The sequence below is a fragment of the Alistipes onderdonkii genome (genome assembly GCF_025145285.1).
Taxonomy (GTDB): Bacteria; Bacteroidota; Bacteroidia; order Bacteroidales; family Rikenellaceae; genus Alistipes; species Alistipes onderdonkii.
Genome location: NZ_CP102251.1, coordinates 1,457,139 through 1,469,586, shown reverse-complemented (window position 1 = coordinate 1,469,586; position 12,448 = coordinate 1,457,139). Strand labels below are relative to the sequence as shown.

Here is a 12,448-nt window from a genome sequence, read left to right as displayed (position 1 = left end):
ACTTCAGACCAATGAAACGATTCAATCATACAATAGGATTTTTCGCCGCCGCGGCGCTTGCCGCCTGTACCGGTGACTTCGAATCCTTCAACACCAATCCCGATGCGGTGCAGTCGGTCGACAAGAAGACCTACATCACCACCATGCAAATGGATGCCGTGATTCCGTGCAGCGACGTGGGGGCCAACGAGTTCCAGCGTGCCTGCAACCTGATGGGCGACGCCTTCGGCGGCTATCTCTCCCCGATCCAGGCCTTCAACGGCGGCAGCTATACCTGTACCTACGACCTCGACGGTACGGATTACAACAACTATCCCTTCTCGGTGGCTTTCACCAATGTGATGCCTGCATGGCTCAACCTCAAGTACGCCTACCAGAACGGGCAGGTTACCGACGACGTCTTCGCCGTTGCCGAGGTCATCAAGGTGATGGCCCTCCAGCGTACCACCGACATCTACGGCCCGATCCCCGTTTCGAATTTCGGCCAGACCGAAAACCCCTACGAATCGCAGGAGACCGTCTACAAGAACCTTCTCACGGATCTGAATGCCGCCATCGTGGTGCTGAAGGAGTACGCGGCCAATGCGGGCGACGCCAGGCCGTTGCAGAAGGTCGACGCCGTTTACCAGGGCGACTATGCCAAGTGGCTCAAGCTGGCCAACTCGGTCAAGCTCCGCATGGCCATGCGCATCCGTTTCGTCGAACCCGCTCTTGCCCGCACCTATGCCGAGGAGGCCGTCAGTGACGGGGTGATGACCGCTTCGGACGACGGGGCGTGGCTCAAGAGTTCCGGTTCGGTTCAGGTGTACAACCCGCTCGAAGAGACGTGGAACGCCTATAACGACACCCGCATGGGTGCGACCATCGACGCTTACATGAACGGTTATGCGGATCCGCGCCTGCCGGCCTATTTCAAAACCTGCGAGGACAGCAAGTACCACGGCGTCCGCAGCGGCCTCAGCACGATGCTCAAGGCGGACTATGCCGGACTTTCGGTGCCCAACGTCGCCAAGGATACGCCCGTGGTGTGGTTCCTCGCTTCCGAGGCCGCTTTCCTGCGGGCCGAGGGTGCCATGCTCGGCTGGGAGATGGGCGGTGACGACGAATCGTTCTACAAGGCGGGTATCGAGCTGTCGTTCCTCGAACACGGGCTCACGGCCGCTGCCGCTGCCGCCTATGCCCAGAGCACGGCCGAGCCCCAGGCGTTCGAAGACGCTTCGGCCGCCTCGACGAAATACAACGCCTCGAAACCTTCGTCCGTCACCCCGAAGTGGAATGCCGGCGCCGGGGACGAGGAGAAACTCGAACGGATCATCACGCAGAAGTGGATCGCCATGTTCCCCAACGGGCAGGAAGCCTGGTCGGAATTCCGCCGCACGGGCTACCCCAAGGTGATCCCGATCGTCAACAACCTCAGCGGCGGCAAGGTCGATACCAACGTCCAGGTGCGCCGTATGACCTTCCCGCGTTCGGAGTACTCGAACAATGCCGCCGGCGTGGCGGCTGCCACCGCACTGCTCGGCGGAGCCGATACCGGCGGTACGAAACTCTGGTGGGATAAGAAATAATGAACCTAAAAACAACACGGAAGATGAAAAATTTCTTGAAATACGTCGCGGCCCTTGCGATCGTGGGTGCCTTTTTCGTCGCTTGTTCGGATTGGACGGATCCCGAGCGTGAAATTACGCAGCATCCCGACCAGCAGTCGCCCATCCTGCGCGATAATGCCTACTACCAGGCCCTGCGCGAATACAAAAAGACCAAGCACAAGATCGCTTTCGGCTGGTACGGTTCGTGGACGGCCGTGGGCGCATCCTACCAGACCCGCCTGCAGAGCGCTCCCGACTCGATGGATATCATCTCCATCTGGAGCCAGTGGCATTCGCTGACCCCCGAGCAGATCGCCGACAAGGAGTTCGTGCAGAAGATCAAGGGCACGAAGGTGACCTTCACGATCTTCTCGGACAAGATGCCCGAGCCGTTCCTCACCGAGATCGGCGGCGGCGAATACACCGACGAGGCCATCGAAGCCTATGCCAAGGCTTATTGCAAGGACTCGATGGACAAGTACAGCTACGACGGCATCGACATTGACTACGAACCCGGCTACGGCGCTTCGGGGCCGTTCGTGGGGCATGACAACGAGTTGTTCAGGAAGCTGATCCTCGCCATGAGCAAATACGTCGGCCCCAAGTCGGGGACGGGACGCCTGCTTATGATCGACGGCGTGCCCTATGCCGTGCATGCCGATGTGGCCGACTGCTTCGACTACGGCATCGTGCAGGCTTATAAATCCTACGGCTATACCGATTTGCAGAGTCGCTTCGACGAAGCCGATAAGAAAGGCTGGAAGCCCGAGCAGTATATCTTCGCCGAGAACTTCGAGTCCCTCTGGAAAAACGGCGGCGTGTCGCATGAGTGCCGCGACGGCCAGTGGGTCAACTCGCTGCTGGGCATGGCGCGCTTCAACCCCACGCAGGGTTTCGGCGCCGGTTTCGGTGCCTACCACATGGAGTACGAGTACGGGAATTCGGCCATGCCTTACAAGTATATGCGCGAGGCGATCCAGGATGTGAACCCCGCCGGCGGCGACCTGATCGTCGGCCTGACCTCGACCGCCCTGTCCAAATACCTGTTCCTGGTCGGGGACGACGGTACCATCACGGGCGAGGTGGACGAAAAAATCCGGGTCGAGCTGGCGCGTCCCGCCCCTGCCGACGTTTCGTTCCCGCTGGCGCTGGACAACTCGCTGGTCGAGTCCTACAACGAAGAGCACGGCACCTCCTATGAGGCGATCGACCCCGCACGGGTGTCGCTCGGCACGCTCAGCGTGGCGGCCGGGGACTTCATGTCCGATGAGGCGTCCGTTACCGTAAGCTCCGCCAATATCGAGAAGGGATACTACCTGCTCCCCATCGTCGTCGAGCTTCCGCAGGGCGATGTCTACACCTCGAAGGAGACACTGGTGCGTTACGTGCTGGTGACTGTGGCGGCGATGGAGATCGACGTCGATGCCACGGCGCTCACGGGCGTGAAGATCGAACCGGCTTCCGGCTGGACGATCGTCTGCTACCAGGGCACCGCTTCGAGCGGCGCCAACGGCGTCTGGAACCTCGATTCCGATACGCAGAAAGCCCGCATGTTCGACGGCAAACTCGACTCCAACTGCTGGTATGCCGCGAGTGCGTCCTATTCGTGGGGGAACGGCGGCAATTTCATCATCACGCTGGACAAGGCCTACGACATCAACGGCTTCCGCTGGCATATCTACTACGAGGACTCCAACCCCGAATGTACCGATTTCCAGTACAGCGAGGACGGCACCAACTGGTTCAGCCTGACCAACGAAATTTCGTTCGTCCCCAAACTCACGGACGAAGGCTGGAAGATATTCCGGTTCAAGAAGACCGTGAAGGCCCGCTACATCCGGGTATACGTCGGCCGGGTGACCGGGTATACCAGCATGAACGAGGCCGAGATTTTCGCCCCTGCAAACTAAACCTAAAACAAGAGAACTATGAAACTGAAATATTTGGTCGCTCCGCTGTTGTTCGCCGCCGCTGCGGTCACGGGCTGTCAGGAGACTGCGGAGACCTATCCTGCGATCTACATGACCGATGCGCAGAGCAATCCCGACAAATCCATGACCATCGACGAACCCCCTGCCGAGACCTCGATCACCGTCTCCGCCTCGGTGGTCGCCGAGCATGACATCCACATTCAGCTCGAAGTGCGCCCCGACCTGCTGGCCGCCTATAACGACAAATACGGCAAGAACTACCAGATCCCGCCCGCCGACAGCTATTCGCTCAGCTCGACGGAAGCGACCATCCTGGCCGGCTACAACACCTCTTCGGAGATCGGTTTCACGGTGACGTCCGTCTCGGAGTTCGCCGAGGGCGTGACCTATTGCGTCCCGGTGAGCATCAAGACCGTATCGGGCGGGATGACCGTGCTCGAACCGAGCCGCACGCTCTTCATCGTGCTGAAGACCCCGGTGATCAGCAAGGCGATCTACCTGGGATCGAGCAACATCTACAAGGTGACTTCGTTCCAGGAGAATTCCGACCTGGCAGCCCTTCCGCAGCTCACGCTCGAAGCCCGCGTATACATGCTCGGCTTCCAGACCCGCGATCCTTATATCAGCTCCATCATGGGTATCGAGGGCATCTGCGGCGTACGTTTCGGCGACGTGAAGGTCGATCCCGACTGCATCCAGATCTGTCACGACTCCTACCAGCCCGCAGCTACCGACAAGCCGTTCGACAAGGAAAAGTGGTACCACGTCGCCGCAGTCTGGACGGGCTCTTCGTGGGACATCTATATCAACGGGCAGTATGCCACGGGCGTGGAAACGCAGGGCGAGACCATCGACCTGACGAGCGACAATTCGGGCGGTTTCTACCTGGGAGCCTCCTATGGCGGCGGCCGTACGCTGAACGGCTATGTCGCCGAGTGCCGCGTATGGACACGCGCCCTCTCGCAATCCGAGATCGCCAACAACATGAACTATGTCGACCCCACGTCCGACGGGCTGCTCGCTTACTGGCGCATGAACGCCTGGGAGCCCAACGACAGCGGTTCCGGCAATATCGTGCGCGACCTCACGGGCCACGGTTACGATGCCGTCGGCGGCAGCTCCAACCCGACGATGATGGACACCAAGTGGAATTAGTCCGCTTATAGACCGACAGGGGCCGTGCGACCCCGGCATAAGCCGGGTTGCACGGCCTTTTTCATACTCCTGCTTCGGGCTGTCCCTGCTTCGGGCTGTCCCTGCTTCGGGCTGTCTCTGCTTCGGGCTGCAAACCCGCCCCGGATGGCGGCCCGTCGCGGCCTGTCGTGGCCTGTCGGCGGTTTCGGTTTCCGGCTGTCCCCGTTCCCCGACGGTTTCCGGACGCGGGTTGCTCCGGTTTTCGGCTGTCCCCGTTCCCCGACGGTTTCCGGACGCGGGTTGCTCCGGTTTTTGGCTGTCCCCGTTCCCCGACGGTTTCCGGACGCGGATTGCACTTGCTTCCGGCTGTCCCCGTCCTCCGACGGTTTTCGGCTGCGGTTTGCCTTTGGCTGGCTGTTCTCCGGCGGCGCCCTTCCGGCTGCGGCCACGGCTCGCTCCGCCCTCCTCCGGCTTTGCCGGTTCATCCCGATTTGTTGTTGTACCCGACCTAAAGACCTTATGAAAAAAATCACGCTTATCTCTTTTTGCCTTGCCGCTTTCGCCTTTGCTTCGTGCGCCGGCGGCGGGTGCCCGGCCACGGGCATCATCCCGGCCCCGCAGCAGGTGACGTGGGGCGAAGGTGCCTTCCGTATGCCTGCCAAGCTGTTCTACACGACCGACCTCGACGGGCAGGACAAGGCCGACCTCGCGGCGTGGATGCAGCGTGCCGCGGACGGATTCTTCCCCGCCTCCTTTGCCGAGGCCTCCGACGGCGACATGCCCGCACTCGAACTGCTTCGTACGGGCGACGGCGCCCCCGAAAGCTACCGTCTCGACGTCTCCCGCACAAAGATCACGCTCACGGCCCCCGATGCCGCAGGGTTGTTCTACGGACTCCAGTCGCTCGCACAACTGGCCGGGCACCACGGCCGCCGCATTCCGGCCGTCACGATCGTGGACGCCCCGCGCTTCGGTTACCGGGGCTTCATGCTCGACGTCTCGCGCCATTTCCGCGACAAGGAGTTCGTCGAACGTCAGCTCGACCTCATGGCGCGCTACAAGCTCAACCGCTTCCACTGGCACCTGACCGACGGAGCCGGATGGCGCATCGAAATCAAAAAATACCCCGCCCTGACCGACATCGCCGCCTGGCGTCCCTATCCCGACTGGGAGGGATGGAACTTCGGCGGCAAACGCTACTGCCACCGCGACGACCCGGCGGCCGCCGGGGGCTATTACACGCAGGACGACATCCGCGAAGTGGTCGAATACGCCCGTGCCCTGCATATCGAGGTGATTCCCGAGATCGAGATGCCGGGGCACAGCGAGGAGGTGCTGGCCGTTTACCCCGAACTCTCGTGCAGCGGCAAACCCTACACGAACTCCGATTTCTGCATCGGCAACGAGCAGACGTTCGAATTCCTTGAGAGCGTGCTCTCCGAAGTGATCGGGCTCTTCCCTTCGGAATATATCCATATCGGCGGCGACGAGGCTTCGAAATGGGGTTGGCGCACCTGCCCCGAATGTGCCGCCCGGATGCGGCGGGAGGGACTGCAGGACGTCGATGAACTGCAAAGCTACCTGGTGCACCGCATCGGGACGTTCCTCGCCGCCAAGGGCCGCCGCCTGCTGGGCTGGGACGAGATTCTCCAGGGCGGGCTCGCGCCCGGCGCCACGGTCATGTCGTGGCGCGGCACCGAGGGCGGGATCGCCGCGGCCAGGGCCGGACACCGCGCCGTGATGGCTCCCTCGAACTACTGCTACCTCGATTTCTGCCAGGACGACCCCACCCGCGAGCCGGTCGCCGCCGCGGCGTTCCTCACCCTCGCGCAAGCCTATTCCTACGACCCTGCGCCCGATTCGCTGGGTGCGGATGTCGTGCCGATGATCCTCGGCGTGCAGGGCAACCTGTGGTGCGAGCACGTGCCCACAGCCGAACATGCCGAACACATGATCTGGCCGCGCCTGCTGGCGATCGCCGAAGTGGGGTGGAGCGCCCCCGAACGTAAGGATTACGACGACTTCCACGCCCGCGTGCTCGACGCCGTGGCGTGGATGCAGCAGCGCGGATACCACCCCTTCGACCAGAAAAATGCCGTCGGCCCCCGCCCCGAATCGCTCGATACCCTGCATTGCCTTTCGACCGGCAGGCAGGTGGTTTACCGTACGCCTTACAGCCCGAAATACCCGGCTGCGGGCGACGCTTCGCTGACCGACGGGCTGTGCGGCGGGTGGAACTACGGCGACCGCCGCTGGCAGGGGTGGCTCGATACGGATGTCGAACTGGTCGTCGACCTCGGGGAGCGCCAGCCTGTGAAACGTATCGCGGCCTGTTTCATGCAGGGTTTCTATGCCGACATCTGGATGCCCCGTGCGGTCGAAATCTCGGTTTCGGATGATGACAGGCACTATACGCCCCTTGCTGCGGTCGAAAACGACATCCCGTTCGAATACAAGCAGGATTGCTACCGCGAGTTCGGCTGGTCGGGTCAAACCGCGGCGCGTTACGTGCGGCTGAAAGCCCTGCACAACGGCCATCCCGGCGGCTGGATTTTCACCGACGAGATTATCGTGGAGTAACCCCGCGGGGCGGCCCTTCCCCGGATCGCCCCCCCCCCGGGCACGCATTGTCCCGGAGCGGGGCTGTCTGACGAGTCCTTTTTTACGTTTTCACCCCTGCCGGAGCAGCCTCCGGCAGGGGTGATTTTTTGTTTTTCGGGGTTTTGGACGGCCTCTTGAGGATACGACGCGCCCCTTCCGTCGGTTTGCGGCCTCCTTGCACCGATCCGGCTGCACCTCCCCGATGCTGTCCGGATCGGGGCTCCTTCCCGCGATGCGCCCGACCTTGCGCCCCTTTCGTCCTTGTCCCGGCTTATCCCTGCATCCGTCCTGTGCCTGCCCGCAGGCACCCCTCCCCTCCGGTTACTTCTCGCGGAAAATGTTGAGGTGCGCCAGCAGCGGGTTGCGGCGGTCGAGCAGCAGGAACTCCGCCAGCAGCAGCACGAGCGCTGCGATGAGCAGGTATTGGTACTGCTCGTTGAACTCCTCGAAACGCATCATCGACAACTCGGTCTGTTCCATTTCGTTGATGCTCTTTACGATCTCGTCGAGGCCGATCGACTGCTTGGTCGAACGCACGTAGGCGCCGCCCGTGATCCCGGCCACCTCGGAGAGCATCTTCTCGTCGAGCTTCGAGACGACCATGTCGCCCTTCTCGTCCTTGATGAACTCCCCGCCGATCTGGATCGGGGCGCCTTCGGGCGTGCCGATGCCGATGGTGTAGATGCGTATGCCCATCTCCGCGGCGCGTTTGGCTACCGCCAGGGCGTCGTCCTCGTGGTTCTCGCCGTCGGTCACCAGGATGATGACCCGGCTGTGCGTCTCCTCCGTTTCGCCCGAAAACGACAGCAGCGCCTGTGACAGCGCCTTGCCGATGGCCGTGCCCTGTACCGACACCAGCGACGGGTCGATGCGCTTGGCGAAGGCCTTCGCCATGCGGTAGTCCGACGTGATGGGCAGCTGTACCTTCGGTTCCCCGGCGAAGACGATCAGCCCCACGCGGTCTTGCCTGAGCCCGTCGAAAAGTTTGTTGATGGCATATTTGGTGCGTTCGAGCCGGTTGGGTTCGAAATCCTCGGCCAGCATCGAGTTCGAGACGTCCACCACGAGCATCATCTCCACGCCCTGCGCCTTCTCCTCGCGGAGCTTCGATCCGAACTGCGGGCGTGCCACGGCCAGTATGAGCAGGACGGCGGCCGTGCAGAAAAGGATGAACTTGAGCGCGGTGCGCCCGGTCGAGACCTCGGGCATCAGCTCCTCCAGCACCTCGGGGTTCCCGAAGCGTGCGAGCCTTTTGCGGCGGCGTGCCGCCGCTGCCCAGAAGATCAGTACCAGTGCCGGTATTGCCAGCAGCAGCCAGAGATATTGCGGATTTGCGAATCTGAACATAACGAATGCCTGCCCGGCGTATTGTTTCCCGTTTGCTGTCCCTGTCCGACCCGCCGGGTTTGCATTAAGGCACCTGGGGTGCCTGTCGGACAGCGACATTCCCTCCGCAATCCTCCTTCCGGCAAAGGGAGGGCTTTGCCGGCGTCCGGGGCGTGGTGCCCGTCAGGGTATCCGTTTGAGCACCAGGTTCGTGAACAGGAACTCTGCGAACAGCAGCAGCAGTCCCGCCAGCGCCCACATGAGGTACTGTTCGTGGTAGGTGACGTGTTCCGTAACCTCCACCTTGCTCTTTTCCAGTTGGTTGATCTGGTCGTAAATGGCTTTCAGCTTGGCCTTGTCCGTGGCGCGGAAATACTCCCCGCCCGTCATCCGGGCGATCGACCGCAGGGTCTTTTCGTCGATCTCGACCTTGGCCATCACCGTGCCGCCCGTGGGCGTGCCGTAGATGTCCACGGCGGGGTAGGGCGCCATGCCCTCGGTGCCGACGCCGATCGTGTAGACGCGGATACCCTGCGCCTTGGCGATCTCGGCCGCCGTCTGGGGTGCGATCTCGCCGCGGTTGTTCACGCCGTCGGTCAGCAGGATGATTACCTTCGACTTGGCCTCGCTCTCGCGCAGGCGGTTGATTGCCGTTGCCAGGCCGTTGCCGATCGCCGTGCCGTCTTCGATCAGGCCGCTGCGGATGCGCGACAACAGGGTCTGCAACGTCCCCTGGTCGGTGGTCAGGGGGCTCTGCGTGAAGGCCTCGCCCGCGAATGCCACCAGTCCGATCCGGTCGCCGTAGCGGTCGGCGATGAACGATCCGGCCACCTCCTTGGCCGCCGTGATGCGGTCGGGCCGGAAGTCGCGTGCCAGCATCGAGCCCGAGACGTCGATCGCCAGCATGATGTCGATGCCCTCGGTGTTCGTGTGCGAAAGCCGCTCCACGTCCTGCGGGCGCGCCAGCGCCACGACCAGCAGCGCGAATGCCGCCGCACGCAGCACGAACGGCAGGTGCCGCAGGTAATAACGTATGGTCTTCGGGGCGCGCACGACACCGTCGACCGACGAGATCTGTATCGCCGCCCCGCCCTGCAACGTCCGCCAGACGTAGTAGCCGGCCATCGGTACGAGTGCCGTCAGCAGCCACAGATAGTATGGTGATGCGAAATGCATAGTCCTTGTGTTTTACCAGTTTTTCGTTCCCCGGACGACGACGCCCTGTTTCTCCTTCAGCTTGTCCTGCGTGCGGTCTTCCTGAGCCTGGATGGCATCGAGCATCTGTTCCTGCTCCTGCGGGGAGATACCTGCCGGAACGGGCTGCTGCTGCCCCTCCTGGTCGCCTTCGCCCTCCTTGTCCGGCTGCGAAGGATCCTGCTGCCGGTCGCCCTGCTGTTCCTGGTCGCCGCCCTGCTGCTCCTGGTCATCGCCCTCTTGGCCCTTGTCGTCCTGCTGCCGGTCGCCGTCCTGTTTGTCCTGTCCGCCGCCCTGTTGCTGCTGATCCTGGTTCTGGTCTTTGTCCTGGTTCTTGTCGTCGTCGCCGCCACCGCCGCCGTCCTTGTTATCGTCTAACAGGCGCTTGGTGTAGGCGTAGTTGTACTTGGCCTGCTGGTCTGCAGGATTCAGCCGCAGCGACTGTTTGTAGCTTTCGAGCGCCTCCTTGTATTTCTGCTGCTTGAACTGGGCGTTGCCGAGGTTGTAGAACGCTTCGGCACGCTCCCCGTCCGCACGCAGCGAGTCGGCCGCAGCTTTGCGCATGGTCTGCTCGGCCTTGTCGAACCGTTCGGCCTTGTAGAAGGCGTTGCCGAGGTTGTAAGTCGCCTCGAACGACTCCGGTGCGGCCTCCAGCGCCCGCTCGTAACGTTCGATGCTCTTCTCGTAGTTGCCCTTGTTGTATTGCCGGTTGCCGCGCCGCACCTCGCTGCGTTCGGGCATGTTCTGTGCCGAAGCCCCGAGCGCGGCCAGGAGGAATACCGCTGTGTATATGAGTTTATACATCTGTCACGCATTTTAGTTTTTCGCCGGCTCCTGCTCTTCCGTTTCCTCCTCCGCCTCGGCGACCTTGGTCTCCTCGACGAAATAGTAGGCTTTCAGGTAGTCGGCCTCGTTTTGCTCCGCTTCGGGCGTCGCCTTGGCGAACTTCACCAGGTCGGCGTCGCGCAGGATCGCCGTCAGATCCATCCGGGCCTTGTCGGGCAGTTCCTCCGCGCGCATCGTCTCGATGATCTCGTCCGAGGTCATCTCCATGGCGCCGAAGCCCCACCGTGCCGCGACGTAGGTGCGCAGGATGTCCGTCAGTGCCGAATAATATTGCTTATGCTTGTTGTTCTGCCACAGCTTCTGGTGGTGCAGCGCCTCCAGCGCCTTGATCGCCACGACGTGCGGCGGCTGGGGCGGTGACGGCCTGAACAGGTCGCCGAGGCGTTTGCCGCGGCTCTCCAGGTAGCGCTTCAGCGCATAGGCCGCCGCCAGCAGCAATACGAGTGCGAGCGCGCCCCATTGGGCGTAGCCGCTGACCTCCCCGAACCGGAACGGCAGGTTCCACTGGGGTTTCACGTCGTAGATCGACTGCGATGTCGAGTCGATCTGGAAAGTGGCTACCTCCAGGTAGAGCGAGTCGCGCGCCCAGAGCGTGTCGACGATGTTCTTGTCGGCATAGAGCACCGCCGGGCGGCCGAGGTTCCACTTGCCCTCCTCGAACGCCGCCAGCGTGTAGCGCTTGCGGAGTTTGAGATGGCGGCCGTCGCGTTCGAGCGTGTCGACCGGATGCTCCTTGTAGAGTTCGATGGCGCTTCCCGGCTTGTCCTCGAATTCGGGGAACTGCACCACCTGCACCAGGTCTTTCTCGACGTCGACCATCAGGTCGAAACGGTCGCCGATCATGACGCTGTCGGGCTGGATGTGCGCCGTGACCTGCGGCACGTCGGACTGGGCCCGCGCCGCTGCGCCCGCGAGGAGCAGCGCTATTGCAAAAAGTCGTTTCATCGCTGTTTGAACAGTTTTATCAGTTCCGACACATAGTCGCCCTCGGTCGAGACCATCGCCGTGTCGATGCGGTTGTGCTTGAGCGTCGATTCGATCTGTGCGCTGCGCTGCCGCCATTTTTCGGCGTAATGCTCCCTCACGGCGCGCGACGAGGTGTCGACCCAGACCTTACGTCCGCTTTCGGCGTCTTTCATCTCGACGATTCCCACGTCCGGCAACTCCGTTTCGCGCGGGTCGTAGACGCGTATGCCCACCAGGTCGTGCTTGCCGCCGGCGATCTTCAGCGCGTCGTCCAGCGCCGCCCTGTCCTTCGAGGAGTCCATGAAATCCGAGAGGATGAAGGTCGTGCAGCGTTTCTTGTTGACGTTGGTCAGGAACCGCACCGGCTCCGAGAGCTTCGTCCCCGCCGATTCGGGCCGGAATCCCACCAGCTCGCGGATGATCATCAGGATGTGGCTGCGCCCCTTCTTCGGGGGGATGAACTTCTCGACCTTGTCCGAGAAGAAGATGCAGCCCACCTTGTCGTTGTTCTGTGCGGCGGAAAAAGCCAGCACGGCGGCGATCTCGGTGATGATGTTCTTCTTCAGGCGTTCGGTCGTGCCGAACATGCGCGATGCCGAGACGTCGACCAGGAGCATCATCGTCAGCTCGCGTTCCTCCTCGTAGATCTTGATGTGGGGTTTGCGCGAGCGCGCCGTCACGTTCCAGTCTATATCGCGCACGTCGTCGCCCGCACGGTACTCCCTGACTTCGGAAAACGACATGCCCCGTCCGCGGAAAGCCGTATGGTACTTTCCGGCGAAGATCTCGTTCGAAAGACCCCGGGTCTTGATCTCGATCTTCCGGACGCGTTTCAGAATATCGTTCTCGGTCTGCTGCATC

9 protein-coding genes are annotated in these 12,448 nt (G+C 62.3%); 4 read left to right on the top strand and 5 right to left on the bottom strand.

Translation table 11 applies throughout. From position 1 onward, the window contains the following. Positions 1–11: 11 nt before the first annotated feature. The 4 genes from NQ559_RS06140 (at position 12) to NQ559_RS06125 (ending at position 7,234) form a co-directional block, all read left to right on the top strand. Positions 12–1,568, top strand: a complete 1,557-nt coding sequence (locus tag NQ559_RS06140; protein WP_018695699.1) for a SusD/RagB family nutrient-binding outer membrane lipoprotein — start codon at positions 12–14, stop codon at positions 1,566–1,568. A 23-nt stretch (positions 1,569–1,591) separates the two neighbouring features. Further along, positions 1,592–3,499, top strand: a complete 1,908-nt coding sequence (locus tag NQ559_RS06135; RefSeq protein WP_018695700.1) for a glycoside hydrolase family 18 — start codon at positions 1,592–1,594, stop codon at positions 3,497–3,499. An 18-nt stretch (positions 3,500–3,517) separates the two neighbouring features. Continuing rightward, a complete protein-coding gene (locus NQ559_RS06130) occupies positions 3,518–4,675 on the top strand; it encodes a DUF1735 and LamG domain-containing protein (RefSeq protein ID WP_018695701.1) in 1,158 nt (385 codons plus the stop codon). Positions 4,676–5,173: 498 nt separating this feature from the next. Further along, positions 5,174–7,234 (top strand): glycoside hydrolase family 20 protein, encoded by a 2,061-nt coding sequence (locus NQ559_RS06125; protein WP_018695702.1) that lies wholly within the window; start codon positions 5,174–5,176, stop codon positions 7,232–7,234. A 342-nt stretch (positions 7,235–7,576) separates the two neighbouring features. On the opposite strand, the gene NQ559_RS06120 is transcribed toward NQ559_RS06125, so the two are convergent. From NQ559_RS06120 to NQ559_RS06100, 5 genes are all read right to left on the bottom strand, one after another. Further along, positions 7,577–8,602, bottom strand: coding sequence for a vWA domain-containing protein (locus tag NQ559_RS06120; protein ID WP_018695703.1), 1,026 nt, complete (start codon positions 8,600–8,602; stop codon positions 7,577–7,579). 162 nt (positions 8,603–8,764) lie between these two features. Further along, complete coding sequence (locus tag NQ559_RS06115; protein ID WP_018695704.1) at positions 8,765–9,757, bottom strand: vWA domain-containing protein; 993 nt, start codon at positions 9,755–9,757, stop codon at positions 8,765–8,767. Positions 9,758–9,769: 12 nt separating this feature from the next. Continuing rightward, positions 9,770–10,579: a TPR repeat aerotolerance protein BatC gene (batC, locus tag NQ559_RS06110; RefSeq protein WP_018695705.1), complete on the bottom strand. Its 810-nt coding sequence runs from the start codon at positions 10,577–10,579 to the stop codon at positions 9,770–9,772. Between the two features lie 12 nt (positions 10,580–10,591). Beyond that, positions 10,592–11,566: a hypothetical protein gene (locus tag NQ559_RS06105; RefSeq protein ID WP_018695706.1), complete on the bottom strand. Its 975-nt coding sequence runs from the start codon at positions 11,564–11,566 to the stop codon at positions 10,592–10,594. Continuing rightward, positions 11,563–12,447, bottom strand: a complete 885-nt coding sequence (locus NQ559_RS06100) for a DUF58 domain-containing protein (protein ID WP_018695707.1) — start codon at positions 12,445–12,447, stop codon at positions 11,563–11,565. The genes NQ559_RS06105 and NQ559_RS06100 overlap by 4 nt, the downstream gene beginning before the upstream one ends. Position 12,448: the final 1 nt, after the last annotated feature.

Coding starts and splice junctions, on each gene's coding strand:
- NQ559_RS06115 (WP_018695704.1), bottom strand. CDS start 9,757: ATGCATTTCGCATCACCATACTATCTGTGGCTGCTGACGGCACTCGTA.
- NQ559_RS06125 (WP_018695702.1), top strand. CDS start 5,174: ATGAAAAAAATCACGCTTATCTCTTTTTGCCTTGCCGCTTTCGCCTTT.
- batC (WP_018695705.1), bottom strand. CDS start 10,579: ATGTATAAACTCATATACACAGCGGTATTCCTCCTGGCCGCGCTCGGG.
- NQ559_RS06105 (WP_018695706.1), bottom strand. CDS start 11,566: ATGAAACGACTTTTTGCAATAGCGCTGCTCCTCGCGGGCGCAGCGGCG.
- NQ559_RS06135 (WP_018695700.1), top strand. CDS start 1,592: ATGAAAAATTTCTTGAAATACGTCGCGGCCCTTGCGATCGTGGGTGCC.
- NQ559_RS06100 (WP_018695707.1), bottom strand. CDS start 12,447: ATGCAGCAGACCGAGAACGATATTCTGAAACGCGTCCGGAAGATCGAG.
- NQ559_RS06120 (WP_018695703.1), bottom strand. CDS start 8,602: ATGTTCAGATTCGCAAATCCGCAATATCTCTGGCTGCTGCTGGCAATA.
- NQ559_RS06140 (WP_018695699.1), top strand. CDS start 12: ATGAAACGATTCAATCATACAATAGGATTTTTCGCCGCCGCGGCGCTT.
- NQ559_RS06130 (WP_018695701.1), top strand. CDS start 3,518: ATGAAACTGAAATATTTGGTCGCTCCGCTGTTGTTCGCCGCCGCTGCG.